Source organism: Acinetobacter sp. SFB (assembly GCF_001647545.1).
In the GTDB taxonomy this organism is placed as follows: Bacteria; Pseudomonadota; Gammaproteobacteria; order Pseudomonadales; family Moraxellaceae; genus Acinetobacter.
Genome location: NZ_LSZH01000012.1, coordinates 150695 through 174966 on the forward strand (window position 1 = coordinate 150695; position 24272 = coordinate 174966).

Sequence of the window (24272 nt, forward strand, 5' to 3'; positions counted from 1 at the left end):
AACAAATCGCGTGGCTTTTTGATTTAACTCGGCGACAGTCATGTAAGATCGGTTTACTATAAAGATTTTACAGTACTTAGACAAATATTTAAGGAGAATTTTAATGTCAGAAGGTAAACAGATTAAGCGCAGTGTATTTTTTATTTCCGATGGTACCGCAATTACTGCTGAAACCCTTGGACATTCACTGTTAGCACAGTTTCCTCATGTTAATTTTGACATTCATATTATTCCTTATATTAGCTCTGAAGAAGCTGCAATGAATGTGGTTGCGGAAATTAATCAACGCGCAGATCGTGATGGGCAGCAACCCTTGGTGTTTGATACCCTTGTAGACCCATATGTGCGCGATATTATTAACACTGCGAATGCGGTAAATCTTGATGTATTTGAAGGGCTTATTGGTAAGTTGTCTGAGGTTTTAGGTACAGCTCCTACAACTTTAGTCGGACAAACCCATGCAGTGACCGATTCAGCGTCGTATAAAGCCCGTATTGACGCAGTTCATTTTGCCTTGGACAACGATGATGGGGCACGTACCCGCCATTATGACAAAGCCGATTTAATTCTAATTGGTGTGTCACGTTCAGGCAAAACTCCAACCTCAATTTATTTGTCATTACAATTTGGCATTCGTGTGGCGAACTATCCGTTAACCGAAGAAGATCTGGATGACAACCGTTTGCCGGCAGTATTGCGTCCCCATAAAAGCAAACTGTTTGGTTTAATGATTGATGCGGAGCGTCTTGTAGCGATTCGTACTGAACGCAAGGCAAATAGCCGTTATGCAAGTTTCAGTCAATGTCAGATGGAACTTCGTGCGGTTGAAGGAATTTATATTTCTGAAGGTATTAAATATTTGAATGTTTCGGAAATGTCGATTGAAGAAATTTCAACCCGTGTTTTACAAATGACAGGTCTTAAACGTCGTATTGGTTAAAGTAAAAGTAGAGTTAAATTAATCTTTAACTCTACTCTATATAATCGAAAATTAAGAGGATTGTTATATGTATAAAATATTAAAGCTAAAAACAATTGCTCTTTTTTTCGCTATGCTGAGTCTGGTGAGTAGTTCGACTTTTGCAGAATCGGTTGCTCAATTTGAAAATAATATCATTAATAAATATTATAAAACCAGTTTGACTGATCGCTATGAGAATGACGGCGTTAACCAAGAAGTGGCGACAAAAGTAGCAAATTTTATTGAGAGAAATTCACAAAGTTTTGAATATCCATTTAAAAATTTACTTGATAAAAATCTACTTTTATTGAATTACAGTCCTGATCGAAAGCTTAAGTTTTATACGTTTAATATTTCTGCCGGTGGCTCAATGCGTGAATTTGAGTCCTATGTGCAGTTTAAACAGGGCAACAAATTCATTACCCAAGCACTCAATGATACGGGATTTATTAAAGCCATTCGTCAAACCCAATTAAATAATGTTCCAACCTATCTTGTTTCCAGAACTTATATTGGCAGTAGTTGTGAGGGGCAATATGGTATTCAAGCGAATCAGATTAATAATAATCAATATAAAAGCGTGAAGGTTTTTAAGACCAAAACAAAAGCACTTGATCAGATTAATATCAATTATGACTGTCATTATTATTTAAAAAATATCCAACCTTTTGATATGGATGGCCACTATATTCGTATATCTCAGAATCTCAAAAATATTGATATTCTATTGATTAAGCCATCCGGTGAGTTGACAAAAAATTATTTGCGTTATCAAAAGACTAAAAATAATTATCAATATATCGGTACAGTGAAATAAATTGATCAATAAAAAAAAGAGGCTGACATGCCTCTTTTTTATGCTTAAAACTTAATAGGTCGTGATAATCACATCTACTAAATGTTCAATACCTTCCATGCTCTGTACGGCTTGTTCTGTAATTTTAACCACCGGCCAGGTAATTAACTTACAGTTTTCACGCTGTAGTGCTGCATAGTAAGTATCTGACTTAAAAAACACTTTATTTTCGCTTGCTGAGTTGGGCATTAACTGACGTTTTAACCAGTTGTCTTTCAGTTGTGATTCGAGATAGCGAATAGCCAATAATGATTTGACCCGATTGTTAAATAAGCGGCGATTTTTAATAATTAAAGGATGTGAAAGCAGTCTGTGAGTGGCTTTTTCGGTGTGCGGCAAAATAAAATGTGGGGCAATTTGAAATATTTTAACCAATTTTGCTTGATTACAGATTTGATCTAAATGCGTCACTGTCATTTGGTTTGCACCGACAATAGCCACATTTAAATTGGAAAAATCACACAGTTTAATGTCTTCAGCGGCAACAATTTTTCCTTTAAAGTTCTGGAAAAAATCGGGCGTATTTTGAAAGAAGCCATCCAATGGATTCTTTTTGTTATTAACCATTTATATATCCTTTCTTTTTTTACTTTGTCGCGGTTGGTTCTATAGCTCTTTGGTATATCCAAGTTACAACTTTTGGTAAAGGTTTTTCTGAAATCTGGTCAGTCATCGCAACTTTATTGCTGGTAAGAATATGAATTAATTTTATTTATGATTGTTATGGGAGGGCTTAATTTTTTTCTTCATCATATTCTATTAGGTTGAAATTCTGTATTTGTATAATGAGGAACACTTGGTGATTGGATATGTGATCTGAGATAGTCTAAATCGCGAATATTCTTTTGTACCGCTACTGCTCCAAATAAACTCAGTAAAAATACCATGATATAAAAGCCCTTTTCACTTAACGCAAGTGAGGTATTCCATAAACCAATCGCCAGTAATGCATTACAGAGAATGATGGATGCCCAGCAAAGTCCAAAATAAATAGCAGTTACCTGAATGCCTTCGAGTTTATCGTGAACAATTTTTTGCAAAGAGACTGCGGCTAACAAGTCATATAAGATCAGGATTAAGTAATAGCTTTTTTCATTCAGTCACATGGGTGCGTTAAATAAGCCGATGATCTAAGCTGCTGCACCCGCGATCAGAGCGATCCAACTTGCAGCAATAAATGCGGAAGTAGGTTTTTATATTGATTTATTCTATTTTTTATTTTTGTATTGAATTTTTTATACAGCTATTGTGCCTAAGCTAAACAAGATCGCAAATGGGATCGGATCAGTAATAAATAGATAAAATGATGGGCTGAATAGGGATTTGACACAAAAAAATAGCACCTGTATGGGTGCTATTTAAGATGATTAAAAGGTATCAGGAATTTTTGATATCCATGAGTAATTCAAAGTTCTGAATGCGTTTATCTGTATCGTAAATATCACAGGTGAAAATAAACTCATCAACATCATATTTTTCAAGCAGTTTTTCTAAACCTGCTTTGACGGTTTCTGCTGAACCTACTTGTCCCATTGCGTAAAAATTATCGACTGACATTTTTTCCGCAGGTGACCAAATTCCTTCCATCGTTTTAACAGGTGCTTTCAGTTTTAAGCTTTGCCCACGCATTAAGCCCAATACACGTTGATACGCGCTGGTTGCCAGATATTCAGCTTCTTCATCGGTTTGAGCGACGACAGTGGGAACACCCATGGAAACATAAGGTTGGGCTAAATACTCAGATGGTTCAAAGTTGTCTCTATACAGTTTGATCGCCTGATCGAGCATGCGTGGTGCAAAATGTGAAGCAAAGGAATAGGGAAGTCCTAATTTAGCGGCCAATTGCGCACTAAATAAACTTGAACCTAAAAGCCAAACAGGAACATGGGTGTTTTGACCGGGTGTTGCAACAATACGCTGATGCGGCACGGGTTCTCTAAAGTATTGCAGAATTTCCATTACATCTTGTGGAAACTGATCTTCTGTTTCCTGGCGACCGCGACGTAAAGCACGCATCGTGACCTGATCTGTACCGGGTGCTCGACCAAGACCTAATTCAACGCGATTCGGATAAAGAGTGGCTAAAGTACCAAATTGTTCAGCAACGATCAGTGGGGCATGATTGGGCAGCATGATGCCACCAGAACCGACTTTTAAGCTGTGGGTATTGGCTAAGATATAACCCAGTAAAACAGCAGTCGCTGAACTGGCAATGCCGTCCATATTATGATGTTCAGCCAACCATAGACGTGTGTAGCCTAATTGTTCGGCTTTTTGTGCCACTTCCAAAGCATGATGCAGTGAAAACTGAATGCTTTTATCATCACGGACGGGTGCAAGTTCAAGTATCGAAAATTGGATATCTTTTAATGAGCGCATTGGTGTTCTCAAATATGGAAGCTTACAAAAGCATACGATGACTGATCAAGTTTGTATATCGTTTTTTTTCGATATATTGCTGTTATCAGTATGAATTAAGTAATTGCAGCCCTTAAATAAAAAAAAGCACCCTAAGGTGCTTTAAATTGAATCTTTAGCATTAACGACGCTTGTTCCAGCCTAAATGGCGACCATTATCATGGCGGTCATTATAACGGTAACTATTGTTACGACGGTCATAGCGATCATCATAGCGACGCTCATCACGATCAGAGTAGTCACGATCATAGCGATCATCATAACGGCGATCTTCACTTACTTTTTTGCCCAGTAATGCACCACCAGCAGACCCTAGACCGGCGCCAATGTAACCACCATTGGTTCCACCCATATTTTTACCTACGGTATAGCCACCCGCACCACCCAAAGCACCACCAATCACGGCGCCAGTACGGTCACGTTTGTTTGCAGCAACCCCAGCACCTGCACCGCCACCAATAGCGGAACCAATCATTGCGCCTGTGCTACCACCCATTTGTTTACCGACTGCGGCACCCACGACACCCCCTAAGGCAGAGGTTAAGGCAGTATTTGTTGCATTGCCTGCATTGGCTGTAGTCATCGTTAAAGCAGACGAAGTTAATACAGCAGCAAGAATGATTGAATTAAATTTCATGGCAAACTCCTTTTTGAAGCTTTTGTTATCTCTTGAGTTAAATGTAATAAAAGATGTAGAAATGAAAATGGATGAGTTGTTCATCATTTGTATTTTTTTTCTGCCAGATTTATCCATAATTAACCCATCGATTCTCATCATTAAAAAGTAAAAAAAGCACCCGAAGATGCTTTAAAGTTTAAATCTGACGCTTAACGGCGATTGTAGCGACGGTTGTTATAGCTATTATAACGGCGGTCTGTACGGTCATCATAGCGACGGTCTTCACTTACTTTTTTACCCAGTACCGAACCACCAGCTGCGCCTAAAGCCGAACCGATATAACCACCATTTGTACCGGCAATACTTTTACCTACAGTGTAGCCACCCACACCACCTAAACCACCACCGATTGCAGCACCGGTACGGTCACGTTTATTCGCTGAAACAGCAGCACCGCCCGCACCACCAAGTGCAGAACCAATCATTGCCCCAGTGTTACCACCCATTTGTTTACCCACTGCAGTACCCACGACGCTACCAAGTGCAGAGGTTAAAGCAACATTGGTTGTATTGCCTGCATAAGTTGTTGTAGTGGCAATAGCAGAAGTTGCAATGACTGTAGCAAATAGAATTGAATTAAATTTCATGGTGAACTCCAGTTGAATCTTTTGTTATATCTTAAGTCTAAGATAGTAGAGGGCGTTGCATTGAAGATGGATGACTTGTTCATCGTTTGTGTTTTTTTCTGCCAAATTTATCCATAATTAACAAGTAATAATGATGATGCAAAAAAAACACCCGAAGGTGCTTTTTAAGTTCAGCCGAATGCTGATGAATTAACGATGGCTGCGACGGTATTTTTTAGAATGTTTTTTGTAAGAACGTTGGTCGGCACGACGGTCTTCTGATACTTTTTTACCCAGAACTGAACCACCGGCAGCACCTAAAGCTGAACCAACATAACCGCCAGTTGTTCCGCCCATGCTTTTACCTACAGTATAACCACCTACGCCGCCTAGACCACCACCGATAGCAGCACCAGTACGATTACGTCGATCAGCAGAAACTGCAGCACCACCAGCGCCACCAATTGCAGAACCGATCATTGCGCCAGTATTACCACCCATTTGCTTACCAAGGGCAGTACCCGCCACACTACCTAAAGCAGAAGTTGCAGCAATACGAGTTGAATTGTCGGCATGAGCATTGACTGCCATCATTGATGATGCAGCTAATGTTGCACTTAATAATAATGTATTCAGTTTCATAGTGAACTCCATGTCCCAAAAAGCGGACGTTCTAATTAAGATATTTCGATGGAGCAAATGTAACAAAAATAATTTAGATAAATATGGAGAGGAGTAAACAGAGTTGTGGCGTTTAGTGTCTACTTTGTAAAGTTATATTAACAATGTGGAGAAATTACCCTGAAATATGTATTTATGACTGAAATGTGAATAAAACCAAAATTCATTTCAAGCCTCTTTTTAGAAAATCCTTGTGGATAAGCTGGCTTGTCTCAACAATATATATGTCATTTAAACCTGAGAATCGTTACACTAGGCACAATTTTTTTGAGCTGATCTATGTCATATAAGGCATGGAGATAGCCGTTGTATTGAGATATTTTGCAAAATGAAAGAATCGTTACGTTTACGATTAGATCAACTTTCTGACCGTCATGAAGAATTAAACGCATTACTTGCGGATATAGAAGTCATTTCTGACAACAAACGCTTTCGTCAACTTTCGCGTGAGCATAATGACTTAAGCGAAATCACTGAAGTTTGGAAAAAGTACACTCAAGCTGAAAAAGATATTGAGACTGCTGAAACCATGTTGTCCGATCCTGATTTTAAGGAAATGGCGCAGGAAGAAATTCAAGAAAACAAGGCGCTGATTGCATCTCTTGAAGCAGACTTAAATATCTTGATGATTCCGAAAGATCCTAATGATGCCAACTCGGCCTATTTAGAGATTCGTGCCGGAACCGGAGGGGATGAAGCTGCGATCTTCTCGGGTGACTTATATCGCATGTATAGCAAGTATGCCGAAACTCAAGGCTGGAAATTAGAAATCCTGTCCGAGAATGAAGGCGAGCATGGCGGTTATAAAGAAGTCATTTGCCTGATTAATGGTGAAGGCGTGTATGGTCGCCTGAAATTTGAAAGTGGCGCGCATCGTGTGCAGCGTGTACCTGCAACCGAATCTCAAGGTCGCGTACATACCTCTGCATGTACCGTTGCCATCCTTCCAGAAGTGGATGTCGATACTTCGGTTGAAATCAATTCATCTGAACTGCGTATTGATACTTACCGTGCATCGGGTGCGGGTGGTCAGCACATTAACAAAACTGATTCTGCGGTACGTATTACCCATCTTCCCACTGGAACAGTTGTGGAATGTCAGGATGAACGTTCACAGCATAAAAACAAAGCCAAAGCCATGGCTTTACTGGTTTCACGTCTGGAAAATGCCAAACGTGCCGCTGCCGATGCTGCAACTTCGGAAATGCGCCGTGACTTGGTCGGTTCAGGTGACCGTTCAGAACGTATTCGTACCTATAACTATCCGCAAGGCCGGATGACTGATCATCGTATTAATTTAACATTGTATAAGTTAGATGCGGTGATGGAAGGTGATTTAACAGAATTGCTCGACAGTTTACATCGTGAATATCAGGCAGATCAGCTGGCAATGCTTGCACAACAGAATGGTGGTTAATTGAATATTGCACAGGCTTTGGCCTTACGTGGTGAAGCAGAAAGTTATGAGCGCCAAGAAAATGCTTGGTTACTCGAACATATCACCAAAATTGATTCTTTTGATTTGGTGATGAAAAAGGATCAGCAACTGACCGCTGAGCAAGAAAATGCTTATATCGATGCCTTAAACCGCATCGAAGATGGTGAACCTTTAGCATATGTGACCGGTTCACAGCCATTTTGGACGCTTGATTTAAAAGTGACCAAAGATACTTTGGTGCCACGTCCAGATACTGAAGTTCTGGTGGAATCTGTTTTACATTTAGACTTACCTGAAGATGCACGTGTCGTAGATTTGGGTACTGGAACGGGTGCAATTGCTTTATCTCTTGCCAGTGAACGTCCTGAATGGGCCATCACAGCGACTGATATTTATGCACCGACTTTAGAAGTTGCGAAATTTAATGCCGACAAGCATGATTTGCCTCAGGTTAAATTTGCTTTAGGTAGCTGGTTTAAAGCGCTGGAAAAAAATCAGTTCTTTGATGTGATTGTCTCGAATCCTCCCTATATTGATCCTCAGGATAAACACATTAAAGGTTTGGCGGCAGAGCCTCGACGTGCTTTGGTGGCAGGCAATAATGGTTTGGCTGATATTGAATTTATTATTCAAAACGGTAAAAAGTGGTTAACCGCCAATGGCTGGATCGCACTTGAGCATGGTTATGACCAAGCCGGTGTGGTGTATCAACTGTTTAAAAAATATGGGTATAAAGATATCCAAACCATCAAAGATTACGGTGGCAATAATCGGGTAACGATTGGTTGTTCCAAATAACTGAAAGTGATCGATTTAAAAATAAAGCGCTGAAAAGCGCTTTATTTTTTGATGACATCGCGCCAGCGTAACAGCCAGTTTTCAGCCACCTTCATTAAACTATCGGTTATTTTTCCTAAAACCGCCAATAATATAATCGCAATGATGACAATGTCAGGTCGAGAAGTTTCTCGTCCATCACTGAGCAAATAGCCGATCCCTTTAGTTGCAGCAATCAGTTCGGCGGCAATCATAAACATCCAAGCCAAACTTAAACTGTTGCGCAACCCGGTTAAAATGCCGGGTGAGGCGGCAGGCAAGATAATCTCTTTAATTTGCTGAAAGTATTTCAGGCGATATACTTTAGCCACTTCAATCAGTTTACGGTCTACTCCCTGAATAGCGGCAACGGTATTGGTATAAGTCGGGAAAAAAGCACCTATTGCAATCAGGGTGATTTTAGACGTCTCATCAATGCCTAACCATAAAAGTAAAAGTGGAATCCAAGCCAGACTGGGAATCGACTTAAGTGCTGAAAAAGAAGGTTCCAGAAATTCTTCGGCTTGCTTGTTTAAACCGACCAGAATGGCAAAAATCAGAGCAAGACCACTACCGATAAAGAAACCTAAAAAAACCCGCCAGGTACTGGTCCAGATATGAATCCATAAATCACCTGTAGACAGTTGTAAAAAAGAATCCCACAAGCTACTGGGTGCTGGGAGCAAGTAAGGCTCGATAAAACTATTTTTGACTAAAATTTCACACAAAATCAGTGTAAAAACAGGAATGAACAGTCCTTTTAGCTTGCTCATGACTTTAAGCAAACCAGGAGCTGTAGCCCTATCAACTTTAGGTTGAATAGCTGCCTTATGAGATGTTGCAGGAAAACTCATGGTTACTTCACAACCTTCTGTGCATATTTTGCATCAAACAGTTGATCAATCACCTTATTGACATTGGTGTCTGAACGAACCAAATTTTCTTCTGTCAAAATTGTTCCCGATTTCTTTAGTGCATTGATATGTTTTGCAGTGGGGATATTCTGCTCAAAATTGGTTCGGCTGAGTTGAAGTTTAGTCACGGCAATAGGCAGCTTGGATTCACGCGCCAGCAATTCTGCCAGTTTATCCGGATTGGCTTTGGCCCATTTACGTGCATGTTCATAGGCTTTAATGACTGCTTCAATGGCTTCAGGACTTTGTTTGGCAAATTGCTCTTTAGTACTCAGAACACTGTAACTATTGAACCCGACATTTCTATAAAGCAGTTTTGCACCGGACTGTATTTGTGCAGCCGCCATTAAGGGATCTAAACCTGCCCAAGCATCGACCTGTCCACGTTCAAGCGCCGTTTTGCCATCCGGATGTTGCAAGTGTACCAGTTGAACATCCTTTTTATTCAAACCGGCAGTTTCAAGTGCCTGTAATGTGAATAGGAAAGGATCGGTACCTTTGGTTGCTGCAATTTTTTTACCTTTTAAATCTTTAAGACTTTTAATCGGCGAGTTTTTTGCAACCACTAAAGCAGTCCATTCAGGCTGACTTTGAATATAGACCGTTTTAATCGGGCTCCCATTGGCCCGGCTAAGGACTGCCGCTAAACCTGCGGTCGATGAAAAATCTACGCTATCACTATTTAAGTATTCGAGTGAACGGTTACTGCCTTGGCTAAAGACCCATTTAATTTCAGTCTTAGGCAGCGCTTTTTCTAAAAGTTTTTGTTCCTTAACAACCAGACTGGTAGGAGCATAGTAAGCATAATCCAGTTTAAGAGTATCGGGGAGAGCCGCGAAACTGGACTGGCTTCCAAAACCGAGTGTAAGTGCGGTAAATAATATTTTAGTTTTAAAACCGAAAGTGTGCATATAAACCCCATAAAATTGTAGAACTTGGTATAGGGGGAATACTGCCAGTCATGACTGGTAAAAGAGAAAACAGTAATTTTTATAAAATTATCTTAATTTTGCATATGTTGAATTTAATATTTTAACTGATTGAATTTTATGAAATATAAAAATCATTTTTTAACTTTTTCTACTTTATATCAAAAAGATACATTGCAATGAATAAAATTAAAATAGTAATGATTAGAAAGGATAAATACACAATGAAATTTCATTGTAATTATTAAGTAATTACAAAATAATTCTGGTATTAAAAAAGCCGACTTGGGCCGGCATTTTTAATTGCACTTTTAACGAGGAAACCATTCAACGGAAGACTATTTAAATAAAAGCTTATTTAAACGAATGCTGTGGTATATCTACCTCTGCTTTTTCAAATAAGGTATTACACATTAGTGCTGAAACCAGTGCACAGATAAAGATCACCAGAATCAGTCCAAAGCCACCCCAAGTAGCTAATGCCCCAGTAATTGCAGAAACAATAGCACCTGTACCGAACTGCATTGAACCAAGCAGTGCAGAAGCTGTTCCTGTATGTTCATGTTGATTCATTAGAGCCAGTTGACTGCCGGTAGGCATAATAAAACCGAGCAAGGTTACAGCTATAAACAGTCCAGCACATACGACATATAAATTGTGATAGCCCATGCAAAGCAAGCTAAACAGTACGCCCATGACAATGACATAAGCTGTATTAACTAGGCGATAGGTTTTTATGGCACCAAATTTCTGATGTAATTTAGGATTAAAAATTGCTGCAGCAACCAAACCTAAGGCATTAATGGCAAATAGCACACTAAATTGTGTTGCAGTAAGTTTGTATTCGGTAATGAAAACACTGGCTGAACCTGCTAAATATGCAAAGAAACCGGCTTGTGCAATACAGAGCGTAAGTGCATAAACGATAAAATTACGATCAAAATAAATTGTAAAATAATGATGGAATGTTTTAGAAAGTTTAAAGGAAGCACTTTGTTTTTTTGCACGTGTTTCTGGCAATAAGCTTGCACATGCAAGCAAAACAATCGCTGCATAAACGGCTAAAAAGATGAAAATAGCCCGCCATGATTCTAAATGCTGTAAACCATTACCAATCAGTGGAGCCAGTACCGGTGAGAGACCTAAAATAGCCAAAACCATCGACATCATTTTGCCCATCATTGGCCCGTGATACAGGTCTTTAATAATAGCAAAGGCAATCACCATACCAATTGAACCGCCCAGACCCTGGATTAAGCGTAGAAAGTGTAACTGCATGACTGATTCTGCAAATGCACAGCCGATCGAGCCTAGGACGAAAATGCTTAGACCTAGATAAATCATCGGTTTACGACCAAATTTATCTGATAGAGGGCCATAAAATAGCTGTCCAAACATCAAACCCAAGAAAAACGTCATTAAACTGAGCTGAATCGCACCTTCTGTGCAATTCAATGAGGCAGCCATAGCAGGAATACTGGGTAAATACATATCAATCCCGAGCGGACCAACAGTACTGAGTGCCGCAATAAGCAGCGGTGTGGTACGATTTGTAGAAGAAGTCATGAGTGCTAAAATGGGATCTTAATTTTTACAAGACGCATATTAGAAACCAATGAGTTTCCTAAGTCAAGACAACCTGATGAGTGAGTTAAATGACAAAAATGGGTCGGCCCTTGGTCATGCCAGTCGAAGATCGGTGCAAAGAAATTTATGCCGCAGCAGAAAAGCTGTTTGGTGAAAAGGGTTTTGCAAATGTGACGATGGCTGAAATTGCAACTGCAACAGGAATGTCAAAAAAGACTTTATATGTTTACTTTGCAGATAAAAGAGAGTTGCTTAATTCACTGATCTCTTCTTCATATCTATGGTCGGAGCAGACTGTTGATTTTAAAAATCATGATGATCCTGTTTATGCTTTGAAACAGCACCTCAATATAATTGCAGAATATGTATTATCTGAACGACATTTGAAATTATGCCGTTTAGCGATTGCTGAAAATTATGGTCTGGAGGGGATGGCTGAAACATTTTATCAAATGGGCATTGTAAATAGCCGACAAAGTTTGATTGAATCTATTCAGCGTATTCCAGATTCACAGCATAAGCTGCAATTAGACGTGGGTTTGCTGGCAGATATGCTCTTTGGGGCAGTGATTGGCAAATTATTGATTGATGCCTTAATGGGTGCTCAAAATACTGTGATTGACCTATTAGCGATTCGGCAAAAAATAGAACGGGTAGTTAACGCCATGTTTTAAGCGAATGAATAAAAATATCGTATAGAGGTGGAGTAAATAGCTTAAATTGAGCCAAAAAAAGCGACTTCGTTAAGCCGCTTTTTTTAATTTACTTTAGATTTATACCGGGAAGTCTTGTAAACACTCCGATATGTCTAATTGATTCAGAGCATCGGTTTCGAGTGCCAAGCAAAGCGCCACAATTTTTGCAGTATCTGCAAGATATTGATCATCTTTTAAAGCGACGCCCGTTTATAAAGCTTGAATACGTTCAGCGCTAATATCTAGTGCCTGTGCTGATTCAATGGCATCTTCACGATTGAAAAAGCTGACCACAGCCTTCTGAAGTGCTGACTCAGAAGCATTTAAAATACCTTGATTCAAAAGCTCATCAAATTGAGATGTGGGTGTGTTGAGAGAGTGAGTAAAATTTTGTACTAAGTTTTGTTCTAGTACATCAATCATCTTAAGCATGTCAGAACCTTTAATTTAAGGTGATTTCACGGGGAGGAGTACAGCAGGTCAAGCATAAAATTATGCTTTTAAATTGAGTGAAAAATAACCTATTTTGGAATAAAATGCAACTATCTTTCGATGAGCGGAATAGCGCTTTTTCAAACGCATGAAATTTTTAATACTATTAATTAATCATTTTTAGACTTTGTAAATATAAGTCGCTTATTGCTCTTTATGTTGACGATAAGTACCGGGACTGACACCCGTCCATTTCTTGAAAGCACGATGAAATGCACTCGGATCATGAAAGTTTAATTCATCGCTAATATCTTGGAGGGATTTGTCTGTTTTGGTTAAAAATTCAATAGCAGAATCACGCCGTATATCATTTTTGAGTTGTTGATAACTGATACCTTCACTTTTTAAGCGCCGTTGAATGGTGGCATCGGACATATTTAACCGTTGTGCAATTTCATTCAGCTCCAGCCATTCAGATGGTGGAACATTCATTAAGTGTTTACGGATCTGCGAACTGATGGCATTCGGATTTTTAAAGCGTACTAATAGATTCTGTGGCGTTTGCTGAATAAACCGATACCATGATTGTATGTCTTGTTTGATCTGAATATTTAAATAATTGGCATCGAACTGTACATAGTTTTCGTTGCTATTGTATTGGATATCTTCACAAAAACGGACTTTATAGTCTTGATCATCCAACGGAGCATTACATTTAAGTTGAATCTGCTTGAGTAGAATTCTTTGTCCGCTTAACCAACACATCAAACCATGAATCAGCATTAAATAGGTAGCATAACTGAACATTCTTTTGGTCTGTTTTTGCTCATAAATCACGATATAAGCGTAGTTTTCCTGAACAAATAATTGGCTGATAAAGTCATCCAGAACCAGATTTAAAAATTGCAAAATCTGTCGTAATGCTGTTTCCAGTGTTTCGGCATGTATAACAGATTTTGATAAAAGCTTAAAACTGCCGCGACGCATCGGATGGCTGTCCATACCAAAAAATTCGTCATTCATGGTATCCGCCAATTCAGTCCAAAGCTGGGCGTATTGCGACACCGAAACCCGCGCTTTACTGGATTGCATTAATTCAATCGGAATGCCGGATTTGCTTAGGATATTCTGTGTATTCAACCCTTGATTCTCGGCAGACAGTAGTGCCTCATGCACCAGACTGATCGAGATTGTACCTTTACTGCAATTTAAGTCTTGTTCCTTCATGTACAGATATCCGTATTCCGTATTTTTGCTGCCGTGACTTATTGTCCAAATCCATCACAGAGGATGCAATATTTGGAAATTGTACTCTAGCTTAACTGCATTTACTCTGCATCTTAAGTCGAGTGTTCATACAAAGAATTAACAGGAATAGAAGATGAAAATTCAAGGAAAAGTATTTGTAGTAACTGGCGGTGCATCGGGTTTAGGTGCAGCAACTGCAACATATTTGGTCGGTCAAGGCGCAAAAGTACTTATGGTCGATATGAATCAAGAACTTGGCCTAGAAATGCAGCATCGTTTAGGTGAGCAATCAGTCTTTGTAAAGCTGGATGTGACCGATGAACATGCGGTAAAAACATTCTTTGAAAATATTGAACAGCAATATGGTCAGCTGAATGGTTTGGTCAATTGTGCGGGTATTGCGCCTTCCGCCAAAGTGCTTGGTCGTGACGGCATGCATGATTTTGCCATGTTCCAAAAAGTATTGAATATTAACGTCAGCGGCACATTCAACATGATTCGTTTTGCTGCAAATTTAATAGCGAAATATGAATTGAAAGCCGGTGAGGAAGAACGCGGTGTGATTGTAAATACAGCTTCAGTTGCTGCATTTGATGGTCAGATTGGTCAGTCTGCTTATGCAGCATCGAAAGGTGCGGTAGTGGCAATGACCTTACCTTTGGCTCGTGAGCTTGCTCGTGAAGCGATTCGTGTGATGACCATTGCTCCAGGGATTATGGAAACCCCAATGCTAAAAGGCATGCCACAAAATGTACAGGATGCTTTGGGACAGATGGTGCCGTTTCCGCCCCGTTTAGCCAAACCGGAAGAGTTTGCACACTTGGTCGGTCATATTTTTGAAAATGCTTATTTGAATGGTGAAGTAATTCGTTTAGATGGCGCGATTCGTATGCAGCCGAGATAAATATCAATCTTTTGAGTAGGAAGACGGAGTCTTGGCATTATTAAGTAAAGACTGTGTATAACCTTCGGTTGACCTACTTTTCTTACGGGAATAGTAGGCAAAACCATCTCCATTCGCAAAACCTGTTTAATTAGAATTACAGTCCACTGTCTCGCAGAACCATTATCTTTCAGAAGTATTTCAGGTTGCGAATGGGATTGTCGCGTATCCAATATTGCTTAAATTTTAATAAATATCGAATTTAAAAACCTGACCATGAAAGGCATATTCAATGATTTTAAATGATGAACAAAAAATGGTTCAGGACATGTTGCGCAATTATTCGCAAAACAAGCTGAAACCGACTGCAGCAGAACGTGATAAAACTGCCAGATTTCCTGCACAAGAATTAAAAGAATTGGGTGAGCTTGGCGCTTTAGGCATGACCGTGTCAGAACAATGGGGCGGTGCCGGGCTGGATTATGTATCACTTGTTGTGGCCTTAGAGGAAATTGCTGCCGGTGATGGTGCAATTTCTACAATTGTGAGCGTCCAAAATTCGTTACCTTGCGGAATTACCCAACGCTACGGCACAGAAGATCAGAAACAAAAATACTTAACCAAACTTGCGACAGGTGAATGGCTCGGCTGTTTTTGCTTAACTGAACCACAAGCAGGTTCAGATGCAGGTGCACTGGAATGCAAGGCAGAACGTGATGGTGACTCTTGGGTGTTAAATGGCACTAAACAGTTTATTACTACCGGTAAGCATGCGCAGGTTGCGATTGTCTTTGCCGTGACGGATAAATCTGCAGGGAAAAAAGGCATTTCCTGTTTTATCGTGCCGACAGAAACTGAAGGGTATCTAGTTTCTCGTCTTGAAGAAAAAATGGGACAACACTGTTCAGATACTGCAACCATCATCTTTGAAAATTGCCGGATTCCTGCTGAAAATCTATTGGGCAAGGAAGGTGAAGGTTACAAAATCGCTTTATCCAATCTGGAATCAGGGCGAATTGGTATTGCTGCACAATCAGTCGGCATGGCGCGTGCGGCTCTAGATGCTGCGGTGGAATATGCCAATGAGCGTAAAGCATTTGGTGTAGAGATTGTTCAGCATCAAGCTGTGGCATTTCGTTTAGCCGATATGGCCACCCAGATTGAGGCCGCACGGCAACTAATTTTCCATGCTGCAACTTTAAAAGATGCAGATTTACCGTGTTTAAAAGAAGCCTCAATGGCAAAACTGTTTGCATCAACCATGGCGGAACGCGTCTGTTCTGATGCCATTCAAATTCACGGTGGTTATGGTTATGTGTCTGATTTTCCAGTAGAGCGTATTTATCGGGATGTACGTGTCAGCCAGATTTATGAAGGTGCATCGGACATTCAGCGTTTAGTCATTGCCCGTGAAGTGACTAAAATCTAAATCTTCATCTGTTGGGGATTAAATTTTAGACTTTGGTCGGTGTTCAAATCCTGCACATTTTCTGATGGATGAGGAAATTGCAGGAGCTGAGAAAGCATGTTTATCTAATTTAAGAGTGAAGCTAAAAAATTGAAAATGCTGAATGATTTTTGGCATTTTAGAGTCAGAAAAATAAGCAAAATGGATCAGCAAAGCAGGAGCTTTGTTTAATAAAATAACGGATGAGAGGTTGTCGCCATGAAGACATTAGAACAAGCATATCAAGAGTTTAATTTTGATAGTTTTCTTGCAGAGCAACTGGTCGGTACAGCTGAGTCAGTCAATGCCTATGTAGAATGTTGCGAGCGTTATCTTGGCTTAAATAAAACAGCCCTAATTTGGGAAGGCAACAATGGTGAGTCTGCCGAATGGACATTTGAGCAGCTGGCAGAAGCTTCTGGGAAATTGGCAAATTATTTTGTATCGGTAGGCTTAAAAGAAGGTGATTGTATTGCAGGATTATTGCCGCGAACGCCTGAATTGCTGATTACGATTTTAGCGACATGGCGTATGGGTGCAATTTATCAGCCATTGTTTACTGCGTTTGAGTCGAAAGCGATTGAACACAGAATCAATACAGCTAAAACAAAATTGATTGTGACCAATGATGAACAGCGTAAAAAACTGCATGGTGTTGCCATAACGCATATTTTAACAGCACATCCATTAAATACATTAAGTCATCACGATGCAGATTTTTGGACCGAACTGACCAAGCAATCTTCAGTTTTTGCACCAGTAATGCAAAACTTTGAAGATGATTTCCTGATGATGTTTACTTCCGGTACGACTGGATTGGCCAAATCCGTTCCTGTTCCTTTAAAGGCGGTACTGGCATTTAAAGGGTATATGGCTTATGCCGTGGATTTGCGTGAAGAAGATTCTTTCTGGAATCTGGCAGATCCCGGTTGGGCATATGGTTTATATTACGGCATTGCCGGACCTTTAAGTCTTGGGCATAGCATCATTATGGATGAGCGTGCGTTTAGCGTAGATAACGCCGTGCAGATCATTCAAAAATATAAAGTCAGTAACTTGACGGGATCGCCAACCGCATTTCGAATGTTCTTTGGATTTAAGGAAAAATTTGATTCATCTATTAAACAGCATTTACGTGTGGTGAGCAGTGCCGGTGAACCTTTAACGCCTGAAGTGATTCACTGGTTTAACCATGATTTAAACGTGAATATTTATGATCAATATGGACAGACTGAACTGGGGATGGTAATTGCCAATCATCATGCTTTAGAACATGAAAAGAAAGTCGGTTCAGCAGGTTTTGCCAACCCCGGTCATCGTTTTGCGGTATTGAATCAAAACAATGAAGAAGTGGAAAAAGGTGGAATCGGCACATTGGCCATCGACTTTACTCAGTCACCTTTAACCTGGTTTAAAGGTTATGGAGGAAATAACCTTAAATCTTTTGTGGGTCAATATTATTTAACCGGTGATACGGTTAAGTTAAATGAATTTGGTGGGGTAGATTTTATTGGTCGTGCTGACGATGTCATTACAACGTCAGGCTATCGTATAGGTCCTTTCGAGGTTGAAAGCACTTTGCTTGAATGTGAAGAGGTATTGGAATCGGCGGTGATTGGCAAGCCAGATCCGGCACGTACTGAAGTAGTCAAAGCATTTGTGGTACTCAAACCGAAATTTTCAGCATCAGATGAGTTAAATCGTAAGCTTCAGGAATATGTACGTTCACGTTTGTCTAAACATGCATATCCGAAGGAGATTGAATTTGTGGATGCTTTACCTAAAACCTCCAGTGGCAAAATTCAGCGCAATTTACTCAAGCAACAGGAAATTGCCAAAATGCAGGGAATTCAAAAAGCAGTCTAGTTGTACTTTGTCTATTTTGACTGAGAGTCTAGATCTTATAGAAATAAAAAAACCGCCATTAATGGCGGTTTTGGTTATTGGAATGCGGAAATTGAATTCCACATTTTAAACATTCGGCAACGTGGAAATGCTGGGTTTGATATTCAGTGAAGTGATGTTTGCATAGCAGTTGCTTAAAAGTATTGAACAGCATCATTGACTCCCAATTCAGGTTCGTCTCTCGACGGAAAAAATGTTGGTAGCAGTCTTTCCCAATGTCCGTAAGTACATAGTAAATTTAGGAAAACTATTACTTACTGCTGCGGTTATGAGGCACTCACAGCTTACCCTGTATTCAATAAATACTTATAGCATCGTCATGTTTTAAACGAATACCCATTGATCATAGTGCGAATAAAAAATATGTCAAATTTCAGGTATTTATTTAATTTTTTCATTCAAGTAATTTACAAGTCAATTCAAATTTATGATTAAAATTAAGACAAAAAATGGCTAAGTAATAATAGATTTGCTGAATACTACGGCTGATTTGTCTATACTCGGTGACACCAGAAAAGGCGGATAATGTGGATGTCTAGTGACCCAGTACGATATTGATTTGGAACTCAGCGACCAAGAAATGCATCTTTATAGCCGCCAAATATTGCTGGATGGGTGGGATATTGAAGCACAGGAAAAACTGAAACTTGCCAATGTCTTGATTGTCGGTTGCGGAGGAATTGGATGTACAACCGCGGAACTTCTTGCCCGTGCGGGTGTGGGGAAAATCACCTTAATTGATGCAGATACGATTGAGATGAGTAATCTACAGCGCCAAATAGCCTATGTAGAAGAAAATATTGGTTTCTATAAATCCGAAATACTGGCTAAACGCTTAAAACAGATTAATCCACATATTCGTATTGAATCTCAAGCCGTAAAACTGGATGAAAGTAATGCAGAACAACTTATTTCAAATCAAGATCTGGTGTTAGATGGCTGCGACAATTTCACAACACGGTACCTCGTCAATCAAACCTGCAAGCAATTTAATGTGCCTTTAATCAGTGCTTCTGCTATTGGTTTTCAGGGACAACTGTTTATGGTTGAAGGGCAATCGGCTTGTTATGAATGTCTATTTCCCAAAGAACAGCATGTCAATGAAAACCTGCGCTGTGCAGACTCAGGTGTATTAGCGACCACGCCTAATGTCATGGCAAGCTTGCAGGCGCATCACGCATTGCTGTATTTAGGTTTGGGCAAAACGCCGCTTAAACAAAAACTGATGCTTTGGGATGGATTAAGCATGAAACAACGCTTGCTTGCTTTCGAAAAAGATACAGATTGTCCAATCTGTCAGGCAAGATAGACCTGCAAACGAATATTTTTTTGCTACACTCACTACAATTTAATTCTAAGCTGACATTATGAAAAACAATATCTGGTTAGATGGACTGCGTTCGGTTGCCCGTGTGGGTGAAACAGCTGTCATTGCAGCAAAAGCAGGCATTAAATACGCCACAGAAAAACCAAGTAACGCAAAACTGATGCGTGAAACTTTTGAATCATTAGGTTCAACCTACATTAAACTTGGGCAGTTTATTGCCAGTACGCCTTCATTGTTTCCACGTGAATATGTTGAAGAATTTCAAGGCTGTTTAGATCAAACCCCATCTTTGCCATTTAGTTATGTTCAGGGTGTTTTGGCCTCTGAATTTGCAGGCCGAAATCTGGATGAAATATTCGCTTCAATTGAGGAAAAACCTTTAGCTTCAGCCTCTATTGCACAAGTTCACGCAGCTAGACTTGTGACAGGCGAAGATGTCGTCATTAAAGTGCAAAAGCCGGGTGTAGAAACTATTCTATATACCGACTTAAACGTCTTGCACTGGGCCACTAAAGTTTTAGAAAAAGTGGTACCAAAAGTTAAATTTGCATCACTTGCCGATATTGTCGATGAAATTAAAACCCGTATGGTGCGTGAAGTCGACTTTATTGAAGAAGCACAAAATCTTGATGATTTCGTTAACTATTTGAATGTGACTCAAAATTCAAAAGCCGCAGCACCAAAAGTTTATCACCAATATTCAACCCGTCGCGTACTCACCATGCAGCGTTTTTATGGTGTGCCTTTGACTGATTTTGATGTGGTCAAAACAGTCTCTAAAGATCCGTCTCAGGTTTTAATTACCGCCATGAATACCTGGTTTGGTAGCTTGATGATGTGTAACAGTTTCCATGCCGATTTGCATGCAGGCAATCTGATGCTGCTTGAAGATGGGCGTGTCGGTTTTATCGATTTTGGTATTGTCGGTCAGCTTAATCCTGAAGTATGGACTGCATCCATTGCATTTATGGATGCGCTGCAAAAAACGGATTACAACCTGATGGCAGAAAACATGCTGAAAATGGGCATGACCGACAAGAAAATTGATACACAAGTTTTGGCCGATGATCTGGAGCGGTTATTTAGTGGTGTATTAATGGCTGATCCTCAACAAATATTAAGCTCAAATCCCGCAGATTTAAACGATATTATGATGGATATGGTTGGAGTCGGTGAGCGTCACGGTATTCGCTTCCCGCGTGACTTTGCCTTGCTGTTTAAACAAATGCTGTATTTCGATCGCTTTATGCGCATCCTCGCGCCATATACCGATATTTATGCAGACCAGCGTTTGCAAATGGTGCAAACTCTTGATCCAAAGGTGTTGTGAAAACACTAAGTTATTATTGAGCAAATCTCCTTAAATCCCTCTTTATCAAAGAGGGAATTTTCTTTTTTAAAGGAATATTCAGGAGATTCAAAAATCAAATTCAGTAAAGGATAAAAACATGGATGCAATTATCATTGAAGGTTTAAAGGTCGAGACAGTGGTGGGATGTTTCAATTGGGAACGTCAAATCATTCAGCCTTTGATGCTTGATATGACCATCCAGACAAGTTTGGAACAGGCCTCTCATTCTGATGAACTGGAACATACGCTGAATTATGCGGAAATTTGCGAAATTTCTGCCACGGTTATTCAAAAAGCACAGCCAAAATTGATTGAACATGCAGCAAAGCTTGTTCTCAATGCGCTTTTTACTACCTTTCCTGCGGTTGAATCGATTATGATTACGATCCGTAAGCCTGCCATTATCGCGCAAGCAAATTCTGTAGGAATTCGTCTTGAACGCCACCGAAACGATATTCGCCTTAGCTCTGGCGAGTAATTGTCATCCTGAACACCATTTTAAGCAGGTATTTGCCCAGATTGCTGAAATTGGACAGGTTCAATTCTCTGAAATTTATTTAATTCCATGTCGCGATGGCGTGGGTGCAGACTACTGGAATGCTGCGTGTTTACTCAAAACTAAAATTAGCTTAGATGAAATGACAGCTATCCTCAAAAAAATGGAAGATGATTCGGGGCGTGTACGCCCATCACATCAAATTTCTTTAGATGTGGATCTGATTGCATGGGGAGAAGACTTGTCTCGTATGCAATTTAATCCGAAGAAATTACCTCTGGCAACTGATGTCAAAATTCCGATGCTAGATATTTGGCAGAGTGTCGAGTTTCAACATGAGCAACATCAGTTTCCAATTGTGCATTGGGTAGATTAAAGCTTACTAAGTTCATCAGATAATGATTATATTTTTTAAAATAGCCTAAGCAAATTATGACTTTAATCTAGAAGGATTATACGAATTGGCTTTAACAACAAAAACTATGGAAATAAGTGAGTGTTGATAAACACTGACGGATTAAAATTATAAAAAATAATCAAATCTTAAGCAGAGAAGGTGATAGATCATTTACAGAGCCTGATCTTTGCAGACTAGGATCTTTAATCATAGTCAAGCACAGGATTTTAAATGAATAATAAGGTAGCCTAATAAATTATTATTTTTCATGTTGTTATAGGAGTTAAGCTAAGCTCAAAAACTATAAAAAGTCCGCTTGGAAACAAGTCAGCTTTTTTATCACAAATGCTATATTCCGCCAATAGGAATGCTTGATATTTAACCGATTGAATGTTTTCTTGTGTGTTATCAATTCATCAACTGCTCTAATTATCCCCAATTTATACGGATAAAAGGGGGGACAGAGTTTAGCCTGCTTTGTAGGCATATGCTTACAACGATTCCAGTGCTTTGCAGCTATACGATCGGAATGAAATTTCCTATGATGGATACATAGAAAACAGGATGTTCCAGACAATAAAAAGAATAAAAAACAACATAAGGAATGTGCGGTACGACAGGCGTTGTACTTAATCAGCAAATACGAAAAAGCCCAACAGGAAGTTGGGCTTTTTTTATAAATGATCAATTATTGTGGAATACAGCTTATAGACGATTTTCACAATCTCCTGGAGGGTAAACATAAGCGATAATGCTGTGAATTATTCATAATTTGAAACACACATTTTTCTGAAAATAATTTACATATATTCAGTGACTTGATTTCAAAATAGGCAGAGAAATTATTTTATTTTGCTGATGAAATATATATGCTTAAAAAAGCTACCAAGTTTGTCTTGGCAATGAATAGCAACATGGTGAAGATAGTAAAATGATTATCAAACATATTAAGAAATGATGAACTGGACCGATCTCATCCAACACTATGGTTATTTTGCCATTTTTATAGGTAGCTTTTTTGAAGGTGAAACTGTTCTTATGCTGGGAGCCTATGCGGTACATCAGCATATCTTTAATTTCTGGTGGTTAATTATTGTGGCCATGTTGGGGGGCTTTTTGGGTGATCAACTCTATTACCACATCGGCAAACACTATGGCATCGAATTTATTAAAAAGAGACCAAAATTGGCGCAAAAGTTTGAGCAATCAAGTCGGTTTATTGAAGATTATCCTGTATTAACTATTTTTCTGATGCGGTTTGCTTGGGGCTTGCGTACAATTTTACCCATTTCAATTGGGATCAAAGGCTATCCTGTGTTGAAATACATGCTGGTCAATATTGCTGCCTGTTTTATGTGGGCATTTGTAATTGTGAGTGTGGGTTTGCAAGTGAGTCATTGGTTACATGTATTCTGGCAGAAAAACTTACCCTATCATCACGATTTTTATATTGTCGCTAGTGTTATTGCGTGTATTTTGATAGTACGTGGTGCTTACAGCATTTGTACTTATTACCGCAAAAAATAATTTAAAAAAATCAAGTTCAAGAAAATTAGAAAAAAGCATAAAAAGCCCGCAATCATGCGGGCATTAAATCACTTAAAACCAGTTAAATATAGTAACTGGTCTTGGTCATCAACTTGGAAATGCCAGTCATGGCAATACGTACCGGTGCAGGTAAATCCACACCGCCAGCATTCAATGCTGTATCTCTATGATGTAACTCATCTTCATTCATTTGTACCAGAATTTTACGTGAACGCTCATCTTGCTCCGGCAACTGCTTGATATGGTCTTCTAAATGTAGACTGACTTGGCGTTCAGTTTCAGCTACGAAACCCAGGCTGTATTTATCACCGGCAATTCCTGCAATAGCACCCATACCAAAGGACAGACCGTACCAGACCGGATTGAGTAAACTCGTATGGCTATCCAGTTCTTTTAAACGGTCTTCACACCAAGCCAAATGATCTTGTTCTTCAATGGCGGCCTGTTCCATTTCATGGCGTACATTGGGTAGTTTTGCAGTGAGAGCCTGACCATGATAAAGGGCTTGTGCACATACTTCGCCGCTATGATTCACCCGCATTAAGCCTGCAACATGACGTGCTTCACTGACACCAAGTTGGGTTTCCACAGTATTGCCGGGATTTTCACGATGTGCAGAGGTCGTTCCGGGAACCAGACTGCGAAGCGCCTGGTCAAACGAATGAATAAATTTGTCGATACCGGTATATTCACGCATA

General features: G+C 39.6%; 24 protein-coding genes and 2 pseudogenes. 13 read left to right on the forward strand and 13 right to left on the reverse strand.

What is annotated here, in order from left to right:
• Positions 1–103 precede the first annotated feature (103 nt).
• Both ppsR and AY606_RS08065 read left to right on the forward strand, forming a co-directional pair.
• A complete protein-coding gene (gene ppsR, locus AY606_RS08060; RefSeq protein WP_067866925.1) occupies positions 104–940 on the forward strand; it encodes a posphoenolpyruvate synthetase regulatory kinase/phosphorylase PpsR in 837 nt (278 codons plus the stop codon).
• Between the two features lie 67 nt (positions 941–1007).
• Positions 1008–1778 carry a hypothetical protein gene (locus AY606_RS08065; RefSeq protein WP_067866927.1) on the forward strand — a complete coding sequence of 257 codons (771 nt, stop codon included), beginning with the start codon at positions 1008–1010 and terminating at the stop codon, positions 1776–1778.
• A gap of 51 nt (positions 1779–1829) precedes the next feature.
• Here AY606_RS08065 and AY606_RS08070 read toward each other — a convergent pair whose 3' ends face one another.
• The 6 genes and pseudogenes from AY606_RS08070 to AY606_RS08095 all read right to left on the reverse strand — a co-directional run bounded on the left by AY606_RS08070 (position 1830) and on the right by AY606_RS08095 (position 6122).
• Positions 1830–2384, reverse strand: a complete 555-nt coding sequence (locus AY606_RS08070) for an NAD(P)/FAD-dependent oxidoreductase (RefSeq protein ID WP_067866929.1) — start codon at positions 2382–2384, stop codon at positions 1830–1832.
• Positions 2385–2566: 182 nt separating this feature from the next.
• Positions 2567–2992, reverse strand: a pseudogene (gene yiaA / locus AY606_RS08075) (inner membrane protein YiaA).
• Between the two features lie 202 nt (positions 2993–3194).
• A complete protein-coding gene (locus AY606_RS08080; RefSeq protein WP_067866931.1) occupies positions 3195–4196 on the reverse strand; it encodes an LLM class flavin-dependent oxidoreductase in 1002 nt (333 codons plus the stop codon).
• A 160-nt stretch (positions 4197–4356) separates the two neighbouring features.
• Positions 4357–4872, reverse strand: a complete 516-nt coding sequence (locus tag AY606_RS08085; RefSeq protein WP_067866933.1) for a hypothetical protein — start codon at positions 4870–4872, stop codon at positions 4357–4359.
• 191 nt (positions 4873–5063) lie between these two features.
• The gene (locus tag AY606_RS08090) at positions 5064–5501 is read right to left on the reverse strand and encodes a hypothetical protein (RefSeq protein WP_067726195.1); all 438 of its coding nucleotides are present in this window, start codon (positions 5499–5501) and stop codon (positions 5064–5066) included.
• 189 nt (positions 5502–5690) lie between these two features.
• Positions 5691–6122, reverse strand: a complete 432-nt coding sequence (locus AY606_RS08095) for a hypothetical protein (RefSeq protein WP_067866936.1) — start codon at positions 6120–6122, stop codon at positions 5691–5693.
• A gap of 367 nt (positions 6123–6489) precedes the next feature.
• Between AY606_RS08095 and prfA the strand changes: the two genes are divergently transcribed.
• Positions 6490–7578 (forward strand): peptide chain release factor 1, encoded by a 1089-nt coding sequence (prfA, locus tag AY606_RS08100; protein WP_067866938.1) that lies wholly within the window; start codon positions 6490–6492, stop codon positions 7576–7578.
• A complete protein-coding gene (prmC, locus tag AY606_RS08105; RefSeq protein ID WP_067866940.1) occupies positions 7579–8397 on the forward strand; it encodes a peptide chain release factor N(5)-glutamine methyltransferase in 819 nt (272 codons plus the stop codon).
• A gap of 41 nt (positions 8398–8438) precedes the next feature.
• On the opposite strand, the gene AY606_RS08110 is transcribed toward prmC, so the two are convergent.
• From AY606_RS08110 to AY606_RS08120, 3 genes are all read right to left on the reverse strand, one after another.
• A complete protein-coding gene (locus tag AY606_RS08110) occupies positions 8439–9269 on the reverse strand; it encodes an ABC transporter permease (RefSeq protein WP_067866941.1) in 831 nt (276 codons plus the stop codon).
• A gap of 2 nt (positions 9270–9271) precedes the next feature.
• Positions 9272–10240, reverse strand: coding sequence for an aliphatic sulfonate ABC transporter substrate-binding protein (locus AY606_RS08115; protein WP_067866943.1), 969 nt, complete (start codon positions 10238–10240; stop codon positions 9272–9274).
• A 372-nt stretch (positions 10241–10612) separates the two neighbouring features.
• Positions 10613–11824, reverse strand: a complete 1212-nt coding sequence (locus AY606_RS08120) for a multidrug effflux MFS transporter (protein WP_067866945.1) — start codon at positions 11822–11824, stop codon at positions 10613–10615.
• A gap of 89 nt (positions 11825–11913) precedes the next feature.
• On the opposite strand from AY606_RS08120, the gene AY606_RS08125 reads away from it, so the two are divergent.
• Positions 11914–12519 carry a TetR/AcrR family transcriptional regulator gene (locus tag AY606_RS08125; RefSeq protein WP_067866947.1) on the forward strand — a complete coding sequence of 202 codons (606 nt, stop codon included), beginning with the start codon at positions 11914–11916 and terminating at the stop codon, positions 12517–12519.
• 99 nt (positions 12520–12618) lie between these two features.
• Here AY606_RS08125 and AY606_RS08130 read toward each other — a convergent pair.
• Positions 12619–12972, reverse strand: a pseudogene (locus AY606_RS08130) (hypothetical protein).
• Positions 12973–13176: 204 nt separating this feature from the next.
• Positions 13177–14199: an AraC family transcriptional regulator gene (locus AY606_RS08135; RefSeq protein ID WP_067866949.1), complete on the reverse strand. Its 1023-nt coding sequence runs from the start codon at positions 14197–14199 to the stop codon at positions 13177–13179.
• A 154-nt stretch (positions 14200–14353) separates the two neighbouring features.
• Between AY606_RS08135 and AY606_RS08140 the strand changes: the two genes are divergently transcribed.
• The 3 genes from AY606_RS08140 (at position 14354) to AY606_RS08150 (ending at position 18416) form a co-directional block, all read left to right on the forward strand.
• Positions 14354–15124, forward strand: coding sequence for a 3-hydroxyacyl-CoA dehydrogenase (locus AY606_RS08140; RefSeq protein ID WP_067866951.1), 771 nt, complete (start codon positions 14354–14356; stop codon positions 15122–15124).
• Between the two features lie 271 nt (positions 15125–15395).
• A complete protein-coding gene (locus tag AY606_RS08145) occupies positions 15396–16532 on the forward strand; it encodes an acyl-CoA dehydrogenase family protein (RefSeq protein WP_067866953.1) in 1137 nt (378 codons plus the stop codon).
• Positions 16533–16769: 237 nt separating this feature from the next.
• The gene (locus tag AY606_RS08150) at positions 16770–18416 is read left to right on the forward strand and encodes an AMP-binding protein (protein WP_067866955.1); all 1647 of its coding nucleotides are present in this window, start codon (positions 16770–16772) and stop codon (positions 18414–18416) included.
• A gap of 58 nt (positions 18417–18474) precedes the next feature.
• Here the strand turns inward: AY606_RS08150 and AY606_RS16760 are convergent, their stop codons facing one another.
• Complete coding sequence (locus AY606_RS16760; protein ID WP_283234614.1) at positions 18475–18609, reverse strand: hypothetical protein; 135 nt, start codon at positions 18607–18609, stop codon at positions 18475–18477.
• Positions 18610–19035: 426 nt separating this feature from the next.
• Between AY606_RS16760 and AY606_RS08155 the strand changes: the two genes are divergently transcribed.
• The 5 genes from AY606_RS08155 (at position 19036) to AY606_RS08175 (ending at position 23553) form a co-directional block, all read left to right on the forward strand.
• Positions 19036–19764: a HesA/MoeB/ThiF family protein gene (locus AY606_RS08155; protein ID WP_067867420.1), complete on the forward strand. Its 729-nt coding sequence runs from the start codon at positions 19036–19038 to the stop codon at positions 19762–19764.
• Between the two features lie 58 nt (positions 19765–19822).
• Positions 19823–21112 carry an ABC1 kinase family protein gene (locus AY606_RS08160; RefSeq protein WP_067866957.1) on the forward strand — a complete coding sequence of 430 codons (1290 nt, stop codon included), beginning with the start codon at positions 19823–19825 and terminating at the stop codon, positions 21110–21112.
• A 118-nt stretch (positions 21113–21230) separates the two neighbouring features.
• Positions 21231–21611 (forward strand): dihydroneopterin aldolase, encoded by a 381-nt coding sequence (gene folB, locus AY606_RS08165; RefSeq protein ID WP_067866959.1) that lies wholly within the window; start codon positions 21231–21233, stop codon positions 21609–21611.
• Complete coding sequence (locus AY606_RS08170) at positions 21568–22005, forward strand: 2-amino-4-hydroxy-6-hydroxymethyldihydropteridine diphosphokinase (RefSeq protein ID WP_067866961.1); 438 nt, start codon at positions 21568–21570, stop codon at positions 22003–22005. The genes folB and AY606_RS08170 overlap by 44 nt, the downstream gene beginning before the upstream one ends.
• Before the next feature lie 978 nt (positions 22006–22983).
• Entirely contained in the window at positions 22984–23553 is a 570-nt protein-coding gene (locus tag AY606_RS08175; RefSeq protein WP_249409232.1) for a DedA family protein, read from the forward strand.
• A gap of 82 nt (positions 23554–23635) precedes the next feature.
• On the opposite strand, the gene coq7 is transcribed toward AY606_RS08175, so the two are convergent.
• Complete coding sequence (gene coq7, locus AY606_RS08180) at positions 23636–24271, reverse strand: 2-polyprenyl-3-methyl-6-methoxy-1,4-benzoquinone monooxygenase (RefSeq protein ID WP_067866965.1); 636 nt, start codon at positions 24269–24271, stop codon at positions 23636–23638.
• Position 24272 lies beyond the last annotated feature (1 nt).